Origin of the sequence: Streptomyces sp. NPDC001852, assembly GCF_042891825.1 — a bacterium.
In the GTDB taxonomy this organism is placed as follows: Bacteria; Actinomycetota; Actinomycetes; order Streptomycetales; family Streptomycetaceae; genus Streptomyces.
This window is the reverse complement of sequence record NZ_JBIATN010000011.1, coordinates 99088-115215: the sequence shown is the minus strand read 5'-3', so window position 1 is coordinate 115215 and position 16128 is coordinate 99088. Positions and strand designations below refer to the sequence as shown.

The window sequence follows — 16128 nt, the reverse complement described above, 5'->3', positions numbered from 1 at the left end:
TCGCGCCCTTCGCTGAAGGTGTTGCCGAGCACGGGACCATCCGATGAGGGAGACAGACGATGAGCGTTCTCAACCGGCTTGCCGCGCGTGCGGCCGTCGTTACGGCAGTCGGTATATCGGCACTCGCGCTGAGTGTGGCAACCGCATCCGCGAAGGTCAGCTATGACTTCAAGGTGAGTCCGCACACCGTGAGGGTCGGTGCGCGCATCCACGTGGAGGGGTACGCCGCGAACGACAGCGACGTCCTCCAGCGGTTCTGCGTTCAGCAGCGGCAGGGCACAGGATCCTGGCGCACGGTGAAGTGCGCCCGTGGTGCGGTCGGGGACGGCGGAAAGGTCGACACATGGGTCAGGGCGAAGCATCGTGGCGCCCTCAAGTTCCGCGGCGCGCTCTACGAGGCGGACTTCGGCTCCAACAAGCTGCGCCTGCAGATGGTTGGGCCGACCGAGACCGTCAGGGTGCGCTGACCACCGAGCCGTACCAGAAGGGTGTCGGGCCTCATCCAAGTGGTCTCCGCCAGAACGAAGCAGGCCGAGCCGTTCCCGGCCGTGTGTACTTCGCGACCGTCACCCGCGCCGTTGTGGACCGGGTCCATGCCCCAGCGGGACGAAGGGCTCTGAACCACGGCCGGCTGATCGCTGCCGGTCCGATGGACGAGTTGCTCGGCGCCGCCGACACCTACCGCCTCCAGGTGGACGACACCGAGCAAGTCCCTGGAAGCCTTTCATTCGCCTCGGACGCCGGACGCCGGACGCCGGACGCCGGACGCCGCAGCGGCCGCCAGACCGGCCTGTTCGGCGCCTCCCCCTACTTCGCGCTCAACCACGCCATGGCGAGCATGGCGTTCATCGAGCCGCTGCTCCTTCCGACCATGGTGGCGCTGCCGGCCGCCGCGATCGCCTCGTCCGATCGGGAGTGGGGCAACCCTGCGCTGCCTCTACGCCGCACCCCTGAGCCGAGGACACCTCCTGGCGGCCGAATTCGGCGCCCTGACACCGTGATCGCCACCGTGTGCGTACTGATGGCCGGCCCGCTCGCCGTCTTCGGCCGACACCCACGCGGCATCTAAGCCCTCGGCGCCGCCGTGGCCTTCGTGATCGCTGGGAGCCTCCTCAACGGCTCGCGCACCCTGCTCGCCGTGCAGGTCGCCCAGCCCATGCACCATTGGCAGGACTGGGCCCACCTGCTCGACCCCACGGGCAACGCGCACCTCGGCACCGGCATCGCGGTCCGGATCGCCACGAGTGCTTTGGCCACCTCCGCCGCTGCCCATCGTGCTGTTGCGACGGGACCCCGTCGCATGACACCCGATGTGCCTGCTGTTCCCGAACTCCGCGATGATGCCTCCTTGCGAGCTGCCACCGCTGACGAGACGGCGGACACCGCCGCGCCGGCCGCTTCTACCGCAGTAACCGTTACGCGGCGGCTACGCCTCGGCCACGACGATGTAGAACGTCACCGCGGCGAAGAACGGACCCCGAGCGAGCTGGCTCAGCCAGGCTTCCGCCTCCTGGTCGCTGAAGTACCCGGCCTCGACCGCTCGGCGAGTGGTGCGTTCCAGGCCGAGGATCTTGTCCGCGACCTGGACGTCGCGGAAGACCGGAGTGACGGGGATGACCTCGGGCACGGTGAATCCGCTCTCGGTCGCCAGGCGTGCGAGCTGCCTGCCGATACCGGCGTTGCGTACCACGCGTTCGGCCACATGGCGGGTGTAGGCGCGTGTCAGGTCGCTGTCCGGATGGTCGACGGCCAGGGTCTCCCAGTCGGGCTCGCCCATGACGAGCCGACCGCCCGGCCGCAGGACCCGGCGGATCTCGTCGAGCGCCACCGGCGGATCAGCCACGTGTTGCAGGACCCGGTCGGTGCGGGCGCGGTCGGCGGTGCGGTCGGCCATCGGCAGGTCGTGAATGTCGGCGTGCCGGACGTGCACCACGGTCTGACCGGTGGTGCGTGTCCGGGCGGCGGCCACCATGTCCTTGTCGTGATCGATGCCGATGACGGCGCCATCCGGGGCGACTGCCGTGGCGAGCGCCTCGAGGTCGGTGCCGGGACCGCAGCCGAGGTCTAGCACGCTGTGCCCGGCGCGCAGATCGAGTGCGTCGAGCATGCGCCGCTTGTAGGAGCGGCCGAGATCACTCGTGGCGAGCCGGTCGAGATAGGTGACGGAATCGGGTTTGGCCGTCTCGAACGCGGAGGATGTCATGCGCCCAAGTCAACCAACTGCGTGAACCGTACGGGGAGCGCTATTCCGGATCGGTGTCTTCGTTGAAGTTGCCCAGATGCACAGGGGGTCGGCCGAGATCGACGGCCGTCGGCACGTCGGGCAGGAGAGAGGCCATCTTCTTCGGACGAACGGTCTCCTCGGTAGTGGCCAGTTCAGCTGTCGACCACCAACGATGTCCGTAACGGGCTTCCTCCGTCCGGACGTTCATCTCTCGGACTTCGTCCGCCGTGACCCGAGCGAGACGGTATTCCTCGTACTGGTCGAAGGCTTGGCCGTCGACACTGAAGATCGCCTGCCGGGTCCAGACGACGGGACTCAACCGCCTGACGGGAAGGCGCAGTGCCGTCTCCTCCCACACCTCGCGCACGGCGGCCTGCAGGTAGTCCTCGTCCTCCTCGACAGCGCCACCGACGGTGAACCACCATCGTGCCCCTGGCCTACGCGGATCACGGCCGCACAGCAGGAGGAGGCGATCGTCGCCGTCCATGAGGAGAACACGGGAAGTCCGTCGCTTCGTCAGGTCCATGGGTGCCGATGCTATCCACAGTTCGTTCCCGGACTCGTGCGCATCCGAGCATGACGACGAACTCCATGCTGTGCACCCTTCACCTCCTGTTCCCAGTTCGTATCTGTGGTGCCACAGGGGCGCACGGAAGGGACGCCATGTGCTGCACGGCAAGGCGGCTGCGGACTGCGGCAAGGTCTTCGGGTACGGGTGTCGGCTCCTGGTCCAGCGGCATGTTCGCCTGATCGCCGGCCCCGTCCAGGGCGCCGGCAGCGTCCTGGCCAGTGCCTCGAACTGAGGGCCCAGGATTTCGGGAGCGGGGCCGTTCTCGGCGATGTGCGCGAGTTCCTGCCAGGACAGGCCGGGGCCGGCCTGGTGCCCGTCGATGGTGGCCAGATGGCCGTCCCGGTCCCGGTCGAGGTGGGCTATGAAGTACTCCGTCCCCTCGTCCTCGGAGAAGTTGCGGCCCACGATGACGACGGTGTGGCCTGCGCCGAACGGAATCCGCATGACGGCCACTGCTTCTCGTCGGTCAGGACCTCGCACGCTGCGTCCGCGTCGGCCGCGTTGACACCGAACCGTGCCGGCTCCGGATCGTTCTCCTCGGTCTGGCACAGCCGCAGCAGGCAGGCGGCCCAGAATCCCGGCAGGGCCGGCAATCCCTCTCCGGCAGCGAGCGGGTCGTTCTCGAATCCATTGATCAACACGAGTCCACTCTGCCAACCGGCGCAGACGCGCCTCGCGCCCGCCCCGACGGTGTCCTTGTCTCCGGAGTCGTCAACTATTCAGGGCCTCTGCGATCTGCAGGGCGGCCTGTGTGGGGGTGAGGTGTGTGGTGTCGACGACCTCGGCCTCGGCGTGCAGCCACGTGCGGGCCGCCTCGGCGTAGGGCTCGAGGTACTGGAGACGGAACGGGGAGTCGGGGCCGAGAACGGTGTCGCCCGCGATGCGCGCACGGAGGGTGTCCTGGTCGGCATGGAGGACGAAGTGCCGGACCGGAATGGCATGGTGGGCAAGGCCGGAGCTGATCTCGCGCCAGTACTGCTCGACCAGGACGGTCATGGGCATCACCAGGGTGCCGCCGGTGTAGTCGAGGATGCGTCGGGCGGTCTCGACCACGAGCGGCCGCCATGGCGGCCAGTGCTGGAAGTTGTCCGTAGCGGGCAGCCCTGGTGTGATGTCCATGAGTGTCTCGCCGACCTTCTCGGCGTCGAACACCCGTGAGTCCGGGATGAGCTGCTGCACGAGCGCACTGGTCGTCGTCTTGCCTGCGCCATGGGTGCCGTTGAGCCATACGATCATGACTCGACGCTAGCGTCGTGCGGGCTGCGGGACAGGCTGAGGCGCAGAGGATCGTCAACATCCGATGCGGTCGGGTGTGGCGTCGGCTGCTGCTTCGGCGGCTCGCTCGATCTTCGCGTGCTGGGCTTGCAAGAAGGCCGCGTCGCGGTTCGTGATCGCGTACTCGGCCGCTGTCCCTGTCGAGCCGTCGAGATGTTCGCGCAGGATGTCGGCGTGTCCGGCGTGTCGGCTGGTCTCGGTGAGCGTGTGGACCAGGATGTTGAACAGCATCACGTTGGGGCGTGGCCACCAGGGCACGTAGCCGGGGGAGTCAATGGCGAGGGGGGTGATCGTCGCGTCCGAGTGCTCCCATACGCGACGATAGCGGTCGGTGATCTGCTCGCGTGTCTCGTGCTCGGTCGCCCACATGTCGGCGCCGCGCGCTTCGGCGTCGTCCCATCGGGGCAGGGGTTCGGGGAACGGTCGGTCGAAGACCTCGCCGAAGTACCCGGACTCCCAGAGCGACAGGTGCTTGACCAAGCCAAGAAGGTTGGTGCCCGTCGACGTCAGGGGGCGGCGGACGTCGTACTCGCTCAGCCCGTCCAGCTTCCAGAGCATCGCCTTGATTTGATCCCGTGAGGTGAATCATGGCCTCGGAACGGGCCGGGAGGTCTCGTAGTCGCAGGCCGGGCTGCGGTGGAGCATGAGCCAGCCGTGGGTCCGCTCGACCGTCGACCGCTTCGGTATCGGGTGAATCCTCTGGGTCCCGGGGGTGCGGGCGATGAAGTCCGTGTCGATGCCCAAGGTGGCGGCATGCTCGACAGGTGCTGGCGGCAGCCTCCGCCGACCCACACCTTGCGGATGCCGGGATGGCCGGCGGCAATCTGGTCGAGCAACTGGGTGCCGGCCACGGAGTCCTGGATGCTGGCCGCGGCGACCAGCGCCGCCAGGAGGAGGCCGATAGTGTCGGTCACGATGCTCCGCCTGCGGCCCACGATCTTCTTACCCACATCCGTGCCTGGCTCGCGGCAGGGAGGCTGATGGAGGTCTTCATGCTCTGCGCGTCGATCACGCAGGCCGACGGCTCCGCGTTCCGGCCCTGCTTCTTGCGCACCAACTCCCTTAGCAGGCCGTTGAGCTGGACAGCACTCCCTCCTTCTGCCACTGCGCAGTAGCTGTAGACCCTCTCCGAGGGCGGGAATCGTGCGGCAGATGGCGCCACTGAGCGGGCAGTAGCGGAGCACCCGGTCAGCTGCGCGAGCCGAGGCCATGGGACGATCTTCGCCGAGATGAGCAGGCAGCAGGGGGCGGAGATGCAGTACATCGTGCACGAATCGCTTGGTCGAAGTCGTCCGGACGAGCGGACACGGCGTCCTGCGCACACTGCTCATGCCGAGCGCGGACGCCGAACGGCTTGGCCGCAGCATCAGCCTCATCAAGAACTCGATCAATGAATCCGGGCTACTCAGCGAATGGCACGGAGAGCGCTTCGTGGCCATCGACGTGCCTCCCGGCACCGACATGAACCCGCTGGTCGCCCTGCTGCAACGGGAGGTCGACGAAGCGGGCGCCTTCTGGGAATGGGCCGACGCCATGCCGTTCTCGACAACGCGGAGCTGACCGCGCCGCGACGCCCCCAGTGGTCCCAACCGGGGCCACTTCAGGACGTCGGGAAGCTGCAGATCGTTCGCCAACCGGCGCCAGTGGAAGCCAACATGCCGGGGCCGTTGCCCAGGCGGAGGATCTTTGTTTGTTTTCGTGTGTGCGGGGTGTGGCGCTCATCTGACCGTCCCGCTGTCCGAGGTTGCCCTGCCGGCCCATGCCCATCAGAAGTACGGGAACGGGACTCAGCTCCCGGTGCTCATGGAGTCGGGCACGTTCGCGGTGGATCCGGAGCCCTGGGGGCCGCCGTGGCGGATGTGGGAGGAGATCGATCCGGACGAGGCGGCGGCCCGCGGCATCTACGCACCCGTCTACGCCCTGTCCGACGGCGTGCCCGGCGCGATCGTCATCGCACCCGGAGATGCCCGCGGCACCCGGCTGATCCCGGAGAAGCGCGGTGGTGCCTGCTGCGGCCTTGACGGGGCCGACGGCCCCAACATGGTCTGCGAGGCGTGCGGCCTGCCCGTGGCGAGCAGGATCGACGACTGCTCGCTCTGGCAGGCGGTGTGGCTCGCCCCAGCCGCCGTGCGTCGCCTCCTCGTCGACGACGATGCCGCCCCGCTCTCCTGGGAGGAACTGATGGCGGAAGGGAAAGGCACGCCTCCGTTCGAGCCGGTCGCAACGTGGGGAGGGCGGCTGGGGACGAGCTACTACTGGTCATGGAGCCCGCAGTGGGAGGCGGCAGCCGGCCAGGCGCTCGCCCACCTGCTGGCGGCTTCGCAAGGCGGGCCGGTGACCGTCCCGGGCGGCCTGACCGAGGAGGTGTTCCAACGCACCCTCGACGCCCTGTTGCCCGCGGGCCCGCGGGAGCGGCGCGCCGCCCTGGCGGGACCGGGACTGCCCGCCCCCGACGCGGGCATCGACATCATCCTCGTGCCGGTACATCCGCAGACGGGTCAGACCTGGGCCCCCGCCGGCCCGGCGGCATCGGCGTACCCGGTGCCGCTGCCGTTCGGGATCTGGGTGTCGCTGGCCTTCCCCCAGCCGTGCCCACCTGTTCCCACGCCGGGCGCCATACCCGACGGGGTCCTGCGCGACGACCCGCTCCCGCCGCGCCCCCGTCACCTGTTCCGGGCCGACTCAGCAACGTTCCAGCACACCCTGGTCCGGCTACCGGCCGTCCGCAGCCCGTGGCTGCGCGAGATCCTCGACAACCTCACCCAGCACGTGCGCACCCGCCTCTTCTAGCCGTTTGGCAGAAGGCGCCGATACCCGATGCTGAGCCTTCTGAGACCGTCAGTCGCCGGTCCTGGGCCGGTCGATGCGGTAGAGGTAGTGGGTTCGGTCATCGATCGGGTTGTCCGGCTCCAGCTCTCCGATCCCGACCCGGCGCAGCCCGGCCCGCTCGAGCGCCCGCCACGAAGGGCGATTGGCTGCCACCACCGGGACGAGAACGCATGGCGCGGCCGGGTGTTCGGTCCAGGTTCGCATGATGACGGAGCGGATCATCGCCGTCCCGATGCCCTGGCCGGTCCGGTGGGGATCGCCGATCAGGTAGTCGATGGTCATGGCGCCGTCGGGTACAGGGATGATGGCGGCCAACTCGGCCAGGTACTCGGGGTAGTCGTGCAGGCGTGAACGCTGCACGAGACCCACCGGTCGGCCCTCGAGGAAGACGAGGAGGTCCTCCGAGGGCTCCTCGCCCCGGGCAGCGGGACCGAAGTCGCGTGCCACCGCTTCCGCTGTGGTCTCGTGATTCCACCAACGCTTCACATGGGGCTGTTGGAGCCACGTTCCCAGCAGAGGGAAGTCCTGCTCCTCGAGCCGACGCCACGTGAACTTCATGAGACCCCTCCCGGAATGCTCACGATTCCTCGCAGCGCGTGCTGCGCTTCCTCGGCCACCTCGGTCGGCTCGGCGTCCGATTCGGCCGGCCTGCGGGCGATCTCGTCCTCCATGCGCGCCAGTCTGACCCGTGCGGCACACTCGTCGCCGCCCGATTTCCGCCCGGACCGCGAAAGAGGGAAGAATCACCGGTACATGGCGCACGCTGGAAGGACGTCAATTGACATCGGACATAAGCACGTTCACCACCCCTCCGCGGAGCGCCCGCCCGCCCTCGTCCCGATCGACTGGGCGGCCGTCGAGGACTGGCTCGGACTGCGGCTGCCGGCCGACTACAAACGGCTCGCCGACCGGTACGGACCGCTGGATTTCGGTGAGTACGTGTGGATCCACGTGCCGTGCGTCCAGCGGGACCGCTTCGACTACGGCGAGTGGCTGGGCACGACACACCGGGAGGCGCGGATCGAGGCGCGGGAACTGCCCGAGGCCGAGCGGCCCGTGCTCCACCCCGCCGGTCCCGCCCCGGCTCACCGAGGCCGAGCGCCGGATCGCGCTGGAGACCGGCACCGGGCTGGAGGCGCTGCGGCTGCTGTCGCCGCCACCCGAGCGGCCGTACCTCGGCGATGGCTCCTGGGAGGGTCTGTTCACCGAGCTGGGCACACGGCTGCCTGGAGAATACGTGCGGCTGATGGACGAGTACGGCGCCGGCATCTGGAGCGGGTGGCTGCGTTTCCACACCCCGCTCCGGACCGGCGAGCGGCGTTTCGTCACGCACGTCGAGGACACCGTGGGCGCCTACCGACAGCTCAAGGCCGGCCATGCACAGTGGTACCCGCTGGCCGTCTGGCCCGAGCCGGGAGGCTTCCTCCCCTTCGCCAACTCCATCGACGGCGACTGCCTCGGCTGGCTCACCGAGGGCAGGGATCCCGACACCTGGCCGCTGATCGTCTGGCCCCGCCACGCGGACCAGGGCCCGCCGCTGGAGGACGGCCTGATCGACACCCTCCTCGACTGGCAGCGCGGCACGCTGATCACGCATGGATTCGCCACCCTGGACGAGGACGACGACCCTGTGGAGTTCGCGGACTTCCGGTCCTGGGACGACCGCGCCTACTGGTGACCCACGGTCAATGATCACCCGGTTTCCGCGTCCGGGGCGGCGAGTACCTGCTCGGTGGAACGCTGCGGTGCGGGTCGGAGAAAGAGTCACGCGGTGAGCTGGACTGGTCGCGGTGCGCCATCAACTCCGTCAGCCGCAAGTCCGCGAAAAGGGGGCCACTGACCGGACCGAATCCGACCGACCGCGGCAAGAACGGATCGGAGATCCACCTGATCACGGACCGGAACGGTCTGCCTCTGTCGCTGGGCATCTCCGGTGCCAACATGCACAACAGCCTCGGCCTGAAACCACCGGTGCGCGGGATCCCGCCCATCCGCTCCCGGTGCGGCCCGCGCCGCCGGCCGCCGGCCAAGCTGCACGCCGACAAGGGCTACGACTGCGAACACCTGCGCCGATGGCTCCGCAAGCGAGGCATCCGCCCCCACATCGCCCGCAAGGGCATCGAGTCCTCGCAGCGGCTGGGCCGTCACCACTGGGTCGTTGAGAGGACCGTGTCCCGGCTCGCCGGCTGCCCACGTCTGCACCACTGCTACGAGCGCAGGGGCGAACGCTTCCTCGACTTCCTCGACTTCCTCGACTTCGTAGGCCTCGCCGCAGTCCTCATCAGCTACCGCCGATTGGCCACCGCACTCAGGGCCTGAGCCGGTCTTCTGGCACGTCGAAGCAGACCAGCCCCATCGAATCTGCAAGGTGTGCCGCGTAGGCCGAGGCTTCCTCGGCCATGCTCCAGCCCATTCCGAAGTACATGAGTGGACCGCTTGCACTGTCGATCAACGGTCCGACCGACCAGGGCGAGTTCTCTTCCCTGTCCTCCGTGATGTCGCACCATCGCTCAAGAAGCGCGGCGACGTAGGCCGCGATGCGCTCGGACGGAGGCTCCTGGGTCTCGCCGTCGAGATAGTGGTCGTAGAGGTCGTTGAAGATCCGGCCGGCGATCTTGTCATTCGCCGGCCGTCCGCCTTCCCAGACAGCCAGGTCGTAGCTCATGCCGGGAGGCTCTCACAGTCCACTGACAGACATCTGGGTCAGCCGCCCGGCACTCGCAGCCGCCGAGGACAACGAGTCCAACCAACCGGCGTCCTGAGTTGCAAGGGATCCTTGCAAATGCTCTTTGCAACTCGTAGTTTCTGGCGTGGCCGAACAACCGCCAGCCCAGGAGATCGCCGATGTCGAGGCGCTGCGCGCCTTCGCGCATCCGATGCGGCAGAAGATCGAGCAATGTCTGCGCCGGGGGCCGGCCAACTCTGCCGCGCTGGCGCGCGAGTTGGGCGAGAGCACGGGGCTGGTCAGCTACCACCTGCGGCAGCTGGCCAAGCACGGCTTCGTCGAGGAGGTTCCCGAGCTGGCGAAGGGGCGGGAGCGGTGGTGGCGGGCAGTGCCGGGGGACCGGCGCTTCCCGCCGTACAGCCGGCAGACTCCGGAGATGCGCGAGGCACTGACCGAGATGCATCGGCTCGGCCTCGCCGAACTGATCGACTCCGCCCGGCGGTTCGAGGAGGCACGCGACGCGCTGGGGCCCTGGGCCGACGCGGCGCTCTTCTCACGCGCCACGCTCCGGCTCGACCCCGCCCAACTCCGCGCGTTCTTCGAGGAGTACGTCGCGCTCCTCTACCGGTACTCGGCCCCGGAACTGGGGAACGCGCCCGAGGCGCGGACCGTGCTCGTCCGGCTGCTCGGTATTCCCGAGACCGACTGACCGCGCAGCCCGAACGACCACGAAGGGAACGCACGCCGTGCCGCTTTCGGCTACGTCCGCATCACCGATACGCGCCGTACTGGCTCTTCTGTCCGGGGCATTGGTCGGCACCCTCCTCCTGTTGGCCGCGCCCACGGCGTACGCCGACAGGGCCGGGCTGGTGCGCCAGGACGTCACCTTCCGGGGCGGCGGTGGGCTCGTCCTGCACGGCACCGTCCTCAGCAACGGAGCACCCGGCCCGGAACCCGGCATCGTCCTCGTCGGCGGCTCGGGCTCCGGGCCCCGGGAGGAGTACCGGCAGGAGGCCGAGGCGTTCGCCCGGGCCGGGATCACCACGTTCGTCTACGACAAGCGGACCGTCGGCTACTCGCGGCTCCACACGGACTTCGCCCTGCTGGCCGACGACGCGCTTGCCGGAGTGCGGTTGCTGCGGTCCAGGAGTGGGGTGAACCCACGCCAGGTCGGCCTGTGGGGGTTCAGCGAGGGGGGCTGGGTGGCGCCGCTGGCCGCGTCGCGCTCGAGTGACGTCGCGTTCGTCGTCACCATCGGCGGGCCCGGCTACGACCCGCTGCGTACCCAGGCCTGGAACCTCGTCACGCATCTGCACCACCAGGGGGTGGGCGGACCGTTCCGTCGCACCGTGGCCGGTCCCGCCGCCCAGTTCCTGGCCTCGGCCGGTCTGTTCCCCGAAGCCGGCTACGACCCCTTGCCGGAACTGGAGCGGCTCCACCGAACGCCGGTACTGGCGCTGTGGGGCGATCACGACACACAGGTGCCGCCCCAGGAGAGCGCACGGATCTTCCGCGAGGCCCTGGCCCGTGCGGGCAACCGGCACGCCGTCATCGCCTTCGTCGCAGGCGGTGCACACAACGGGCACCGCACGTCCGACGGGTTCGACCGGATCGGCGGCCCGCTCTTCCACGGCAAGAGGCTGGGCGAGCTGGCCCCACGCTATGCGCAGACCATGACCTCATGGGTGCAGGCAGTGGCCGCCGGCCACCCACCGGCGTCGAGCGCCGCCCCCGCACCCCGGCAGGTATTTGCCACCACCCCCGTCCCGGGCCACCCCTGGTACGCCTGGCTCGCCCCGGCGCTGCTGCTCCTCGGCTTCGCCGCCTATCCGGTGAGTGCCCTTCTGCGCCGGGGACCGGTCCTGCACCCGGTGCGGTGGCTGGCCGGCCTCGGCGTGCTGGCGGTCGTGGCGACGGTGGCCTGTCCGATCGCCGTCTTCGCGGCGGGGAACGGCGCGGCGGCACCGGTTGTATGGGGCCGTCCGGCTCTGTGGCTGGTGGTGCAGGGGCTCGCCGTCGCCGTGGTGCTGTCCGCCTGTGTCTCGGCAACTGCACTCTGGCGCCGACGGCTTGCGCCGAGCTGGGCGGTCTGGCTGCGCCTGGCCCCGGTCGGACTGGCCGCGGCCGGGTTCGTACCGTGGGCGGTGTGGTGGGGTGTTGCCGCGTGAGGGCCATCGTCCCCCTGCGACTCGAGCAGTCTCCTGAACGCCCGACGATCACGACTGAGTACAGGTGAGTTTGAGCAGCTGTTCGCAGCGGCAAGGACCACGTCATGCCGTGGTGCCTTCCACGCAGGCGCTGGGCACGCATCAACGCGCGCTGGCTTTGGCTCTTCGTGGAGATCGACGAACCCAGGGGAGTCAACTCGGCCTGAGAACTAACTGATCGGTAAGGATCGCGGTGCCACTGAGCCGGTGTTATCGTCGTGAAAAGAGCTCGACCAGCCAATTTGCAGACCTGAAACCGGTGCCAAGTCACCTGGGCGGACCGCCGATTGCAGTGGTTGGTCGACCGGATCAGGTGGGGGGAAACCGGTATCCGGCGACGAGGCTGTGTCGTCATCCGCCACGTCAGGTTCCCCGGGACGACGAATGGACTCGGGTGAGCGGGCCACTGACAGAAGACGATACCGCCAGGTTGGTGGTGGCCGCCCAGCAGGGCGACGCCTTCGCCATGGACGAGTTGATCACTCTGCTCACCCCCTATGTCGGGAGGATCTGCGCCTCCGTCGCCCTGGACGACGCCGCGGACACGATGCAGGAGGTCTTCATAGCGGTCTTCCGCGGCATCGGGCGGCTCAGGAGTCCTGAGGCTCTGTACGGATGGGTGCGGGTCATCGCGGTCAGGGAGTCCGTCCGGATCGCGAAGGGGCGCAAGCGCGAAGTCGCCGTTCCCGACCTGAACGACATCCCCAGTGCGCAGGACGTCACCCTCACCAGCGACGTGCACGACGTCCTGCGAAGACTCAGCCCGCAGCAGCGCGCGGTGCTGCTGCTGCGGCACGTGGACGGCCTGGACGAACAGGAGGTCGCGCGCATACTCCGACTACCCGTCGGCACCGTGCGTTCACGGCTCTTCCGGGCCAGGGAGTCCTTCCGCCGCGCATGGTCGTGATGTCGCCGGCCCGTACGCCCGCGCCACGAGCTCAAGACTGGTCTCGCGCCTCGATGCGTCGCCGCAGGCGCTCGAAGAGGGCGGAGCTGCGGGACTCCGCGCCGACGCGACGCAGCGCCTGGACCGAGCCGCCGCCCGGGAAGCGGTAGCCGCTGAGGAACGCGAAGCGCGTGCCGGTGGCCTCGGGCTCGGCGGCCATGGCGCCCAGCAGCAGCTTGCTCTGCATCAGGCACCAGCCCGGTTTGAGCAGGACCTGGAAGTTCTCCCGGTGGCCGAGCGTGCTGACGGCGACCGCCTCGAAGCGTTCACCGCTCGGCCGTTGGGGAGTGAACGAGCGCAGCCTGGGCAGCAGTTGGGGCAGCTCGTGCTCGAGGTCGGAGACGACCTCCCACAGCCGCTCCGGCGCGACGTCGAAGTAGTGCTCGGCGCAGACGGCGTTCTTCGCGGTTCCGGCGATGACCCGCAAGCGTCGCAACGGCCCCAGCTCCGCTGCTGGCCAGGTGGTATCGCCTGGCTCACTCATGGCTGAGACCCCTCACTGATGCGATACTGCCAAAAGGTTGCGACAACTTGTTTGTCCGAAGGCTAGCCGCTGGACTGCCGACGCGACATCACCCTTCGCGGAGCCACAGGACCCCTTCAAGTAGTCCTTCGGCCCGCTCGTTCCGCCTCACCTCAGCTGCCGAAGAGGCGCTTCGCACATCCGGCGACGAGCGCGGGGCGCTCGACCGGCAGGAAGTGGCCCGCGTCGGGGACCACCTCCACCTGCAGGTCGTCGCAGAAATCCTCCCCGCCCTCCAGCAGCCGTGGCGGAATGACCGGGTCGACGGCCCCGGCGAGGACCAGCGTGGGCGTCCGCAGTCGCATGCCGTGGAACTCCTTGCGCCGCAGCGCCGCGATGTCGTGCGCCACGAAGGCACGGTGGATGGACTCGCCGGCCAGGGCCGCCAGCGGCTCGCGCGCCGCCTCGGCGAACTCGGCCAGGTCCGCGGCGGGGAGCACGGAGCGGTCCGCGACGCCGCGGCGCAGGAGGAAGCGCGTGAACGCGGGCCAGTGGCGCAGCATCGCGCGCCCGAAGGGCGGCCACTCCAGCGCGACGGTGTACCAGAACCGCCAGGCGGTCCCCAGGGTGTTCTTGCGCAGTGGCCACAGGTGGACCATGTTCAGCGCCAGGAAGCGACGGAACCTTTCGGGTCGTTCGGCGCACGCCAGGAACGCGGCCCAGGCGCCCCAATCGTGGGCGACCAGATCCACCGTGGCCAGGTCCACCGCGTCCAGGAAGCCCACCAGGTCGGCGGCCCGTGCGGCGGTGGACCAGCGCCCGGGGGCGCCCTCGGACCAGCCGAAGCCGGGCATGTCCAGGCAGATCACCCGGCGCTCGCCGCTCAGCAGCGGGATCACGTGCCGCCAGGCGTACCAGTGTTGCGGGAAACCGTGCACGAGCAGTACCGGCGGGGCGTCGGCCGGACCCGCCTCGGTGTAGTGCAGACGCAGTCCGCGTACCTCGGCATAGGCGTGGCGGACCCCCGGCAGTCCGGGCATCGGTCGTTCGGACGGCTTGAGCTGGGGCGACATGGGATCTCCCTGGGAAGTCGGACGGACGGCTCGCATGGGGAGAGGACCGAGGCAGGCGTTGTACTCCCTGCCGATCCGGAAATCCGCCGTGACATACGTCACCCGGGATTTCCGGATCGGCAGGGATTGCGGGCTCGCCGTCGCCGCTCTCTTCAACCGGGATCACGAAGATCCCGACAGTCCGGAGAATGAGGAGGGACGGCATGGCGAGCGCCAGTGTCCTGGGCCGGAGACCGGCTCGTTACTGGGGTCGGTCAGAGGCGTGGGTCGGCAGGGTGTCCCGGTCAGCGCCGGCCTGGGTCGGCAGGGGCAGCGTCCAGGTGTATACGTCCGGGTCGAAGGAGTTCAGGCGCTTGATGAGCCTGGCGGTCGACCAGGGCCAGCAGAAGGTGTTGATGTCCGGCAGGCCGAAGTAGTAGCTCGTGCCGGTGGCGTTGTAGACGGTGTTGCGTAGCGCCTTGTGCAGGGCCTGCTGGTGGGCTGCTTCGGCCTCGGGTTTGACGTCCAGCGCGAACGCCCCACTGGTGCGCAGGTGGTTGAGGGCGGTGGTGACGTACCGGAGTTGGGCTTCGAGGACGGTGGGGACGGCAGTGGTGCCGGTGAGCAGGTTCGGGCCGATGAGCAGGAAGAGGTTGGGGTATCCGCTGACACTGGTGCCCAGGTAGGCGCGGCGGTTGTCCGCCCAGGTCTGAGCCAATGTTCCCTCGGTACCGTGCAGATGGGCCGCCAGAGGGATGTCGCCGATGTGGTAGCCGGTCGCGAGGATGATGATGTCAGCGCGGGTGAGGGTGCCGTCGGCGCCGATGACGTCGGAGCCCTTCACGGCCGCCACACGGGTGGGATGCAGCCGCACGTTGGCCCGGGTGAGGGCGGGGTAGTAGGTGCTGGAAGTGATCAGGCGGCGGCCGCCGAAGCGGTACTCAGGAGTAAGGGCTCGGCGCAGGACGCGGTCCCGTACCGAGGTACGCAGATGGAAGCGGGCCAGGGTCTCCAAGGGCCGCAGCAGGTGGGGGTGACGCAGCGGTACGCCGATGGCTTCCTGGGTCCAGTGGTGCAGGCCGCGTAGTGCACGGCGTGCTGCCGGGTGGTGTTCGAAGAAGCTGTGGAGACCTGGAGGGAGGGGGTAGTCGGGTTTCGGAAGCACCCACTGTGGTGTGCTTTGGAAGACGGCGACGTGCGCTGCCTTCGGCTGGATCTCGGGCAGGAACTGAACGGTGGACGCTCCGGTGCCAACCACTGCGACACGCTGTCCGGTCAGGTCGACTTCGTGGTTCCAGCGCGCGGAATGGAAGACCGTGCCGGGGAAGGTGTCGAGGCCGGGGATGTCGGGATGGCGGGGCCGATGCCAGGGGCCGGTGGCGACGATCACGGCGCGGGTGGTGTACGTACCCGACGTGGTCTGCAGGTTCCAGCGGTGCGCTTCCGGCTCCCAGCGGCTGCTCAGCACCTCGGTGTCGTAGCGGATGGCTTCGTTGACGCCGTGCGTTGCCGCCGTGGTGTCGAGGTAGTCGAGGATCTCGGACCGGTCGGCGAAGCCTCGGCTCCACGAGTGGGGTGCGAAAGAGTATTCGTACAGCACGGACGGTACGTCGCAGCCGCATCCGGGATAGGTGTTGTCCCGCCAAGTCCCGCCGAGACGACCGGACTTCTCCAACACAACGATGCCGCCGAATCCGGCCCGGCGCAACGCGATCACGGCGGCCACGCCGGAGAGTCCGGCTCCGATCACGACGACTTCCGCTTCATGACGAGCGTTGCTGATGCTGCCGTCGGCCACCGGCATCCCCTTGCCTGCCTCGCTGAGTGTCTCGGCGCTGCTGCCGAGCCGCCTCCACCCCTTGCTCAGAGCAATCGATCGTAGGGCGCGGCCGCGAG

At 69.0% G+C, this 16128-nt stretch carries 18 protein-coding genes and 1 pseudogene; 10 read left to right on the top strand and 9 right to left on the bottom strand.

The features are described from left to right. Positions 1-59: 59 nt before the first annotated feature. Positions 60-467, top strand: coding sequence for a hypothetical protein (locus ACFYZB_RS20540; protein WP_388760406.1), 408 nt, complete (start codon positions 60-62; stop codon positions 465-467). Positions 468-649: 182 nt separating this feature from the next. Continuing rightward, positions 650-1069: a hypothetical protein gene (locus ACFYZB_RS20535; protein ID WP_388760403.1), complete on the top strand. Its 420-nt coding sequence runs from the start codon at positions 650-652 to the stop codon at positions 1067-1069. A gap of 357 nt (positions 1070-1426) precedes the next feature. Here the strand turns inward: ACFYZB_RS20535 and ACFYZB_RS20530 are convergent, their stop codons facing one another. The 4 genes from ACFYZB_RS20530 to ACFYZB_RS20515 all read right to left on the bottom strand — a co-directional run bounded on the left by ACFYZB_RS20530 (position 1427) and on the right by ACFYZB_RS20515 (position 4628). Further along, positions 1427-2203 (bottom strand): methyltransferase domain-containing protein, encoded by a 777-nt coding sequence (locus tag ACFYZB_RS20530; RefSeq protein ID WP_388760400.1) that lies wholly within the window; start codon positions 2201-2203, stop codon positions 1427-1429. Positions 2204-2243: 40 nt separating this feature from the next. Continuing rightward, positions 2244-2750, bottom strand: coding sequence for an NUDIX hydrolase (locus ACFYZB_RS20525; RefSeq protein ID WP_388760397.1), 507 nt, complete (start codon positions 2748-2750; stop codon positions 2244-2246). A 756-nt stretch (positions 2751-3506) separates the two neighbouring features. Continuing rightward, the gene (locus ACFYZB_RS20520) at positions 3507-4031 is read right to left on the bottom strand and encodes an ATP-binding protein (protein WP_388760394.1); all 525 of its coding nucleotides are present in this window, start codon (positions 4029-4031) and stop codon (positions 3507-3509) included. A gap of 54 nt (positions 4032-4085) precedes the next feature. Next, on the bottom strand, positions 4086-4628 hold the full coding sequence (locus tag ACFYZB_RS20515) for a DinB family protein (protein WP_388760391.1): 543 nt from the start codon (positions 4626-4628) through the stop codon (positions 4086-4088). 206 nt (positions 4629-4834) lie between these two features. On the opposite strand from ACFYZB_RS20515, the gene ACFYZB_RS20510 reads away from it, so the two are divergent. The 3 genes from ACFYZB_RS20510 to ACFYZB_RS20500 all read left to right on the top strand — a co-directional run bounded on the left by ACFYZB_RS20510 (position 4835) and on the right by ACFYZB_RS20500 (position 6860). Further along, positions 4835-5185, top strand: a complete 351-nt coding sequence (locus tag ACFYZB_RS20510; protein ID WP_388760387.1) for a hypothetical protein — start codon at positions 4835-4837, stop codon at positions 5183-5185. Positions 5186-5348: 163 nt separating this feature from the next. After that, on the top strand, positions 5349-5630 hold the full coding sequence (locus ACFYZB_RS20505) for a DUF4265 domain-containing protein (protein WP_388760384.1): 282 nt from the start codon (positions 5349-5351) through the stop codon (positions 5628-5630). 126 nt (positions 5631-5756) lie between these two features. Beyond that, positions 5757-6860 carry a hypothetical protein gene (locus ACFYZB_RS20500; protein ID WP_388760381.1) on the top strand — a complete coding sequence of 368 codons (1104 nt, stop codon included), beginning with the start codon at positions 5757-5759 and terminating at the stop codon, positions 6858-6860. Positions 6861-6908: 48 nt separating this feature from the next. On the opposite strand, the gene ACFYZB_RS20495 is transcribed toward ACFYZB_RS20500, so the two are convergent. Then, complete coding sequence (locus ACFYZB_RS20495) at positions 6909-7457, bottom strand: GNAT family N-acetyltransferase (RefSeq protein WP_388760379.1); 549 nt, start codon at positions 7455-7457, stop codon at positions 6909-6911. 373 nt (positions 7458-7830) lie between these two features. Between ACFYZB_RS20495 and ACFYZB_RS20490 the strand changes: the two genes are divergently transcribed. Then, on the top strand, positions 7831-8577 hold the full coding sequence (locus ACFYZB_RS20490) for an SMI1/KNR4 family protein (RefSeq protein ID WP_388760376.1): 747 nt from the start codon (positions 7831-7833) through the stop codon (positions 8575-8577). 77 nt (positions 8578-8654) lie between these two features. Beyond that, positions 8655-9218: pseudogene (locus ACFYZB_RS20485) on the top strand (transposase); the annotation flags it as partial. On the opposite strand, the gene ACFYZB_RS20480 reads toward ACFYZB_RS20485, so the two are convergent. Continuing rightward, positions 9208-9564: a hypothetical protein gene (locus tag ACFYZB_RS20480; RefSeq protein ID WP_388760374.1), complete on the bottom strand. Its 357-nt coding sequence runs from the start codon at positions 9562-9564 to the stop codon at positions 9208-9210. The pseudogene ACFYZB_RS20485 and the gene ACFYZB_RS20480 sit on opposite strands and share 11 nt — an antisense overlap. Positions 9565-9709: 145 nt before the next feature. Between ACFYZB_RS20480 and ACFYZB_RS20475 the strand changes: the two genes are divergently transcribed. The 3 genes from ACFYZB_RS20475 (at position 9710) to ACFYZB_RS20465 (ending at position 12678) form a co-directional block, all read left to right on the top strand. Further along, a complete protein-coding gene (locus tag ACFYZB_RS20475; RefSeq protein WP_388760372.1) occupies positions 9710-10273 on the top strand; it encodes an ArsR/SmtB family transcription factor in 564 nt (187 codons plus the stop codon). Positions 10274-10394: 121 nt separating this feature from the next. Continuing rightward, positions 10395-11732 carry a prolyl oligopeptidase family serine peptidase gene (locus tag ACFYZB_RS20470; RefSeq protein ID WP_388760369.1) on the top strand — a complete coding sequence of 446 codons (1338 nt, stop codon included), beginning with the start codon at positions 10395-10397 and terminating at the stop codon, positions 11730-11732. Positions 11733-12207: 475 nt separating this feature from the next. Continuing rightward, positions 12208-12678 carry an RNA polymerase sigma factor gene (locus ACFYZB_RS20465; protein ID WP_388760367.1) on the top strand — a complete coding sequence of 157 codons (471 nt, stop codon included), beginning with the start codon at positions 12208-12210 and terminating at the stop codon, positions 12676-12678. Between the two features lie 31 nt (positions 12679-12709). Here ACFYZB_RS20465 and ACFYZB_RS20460 read toward each other — a convergent pair whose 3' ends face one another. The 3 genes from ACFYZB_RS20460 to ACFYZB_RS20450 form a co-directional block, all read right to left on the bottom strand. Next, positions 12710-13153 (bottom strand): hypothetical protein, encoded by a 444-nt coding sequence (locus ACFYZB_RS20460; RefSeq protein WP_388760365.1) that lies wholly within the window; start codon positions 13151-13153, stop codon positions 12710-12712. 200 nt (positions 13154-13353) lie between these two features. Further along, entirely contained in the window at positions 13354-14253 is a 900-nt protein-coding gene (locus tag ACFYZB_RS20455) for an alpha/beta fold hydrolase (protein WP_388760362.1), read from the bottom strand. Positions 14254-14494: 241 nt separating this feature from the next. Continuing rightward, complete coding sequence (locus ACFYZB_RS20450) at positions 14495-16036, bottom strand: flavin-containing monooxygenase (protein WP_388760360.1); 1542 nt, start codon at positions 16034-16036, stop codon at positions 14495-14497. Positions 16037-16128: the final 92 nt, after the last annotated feature.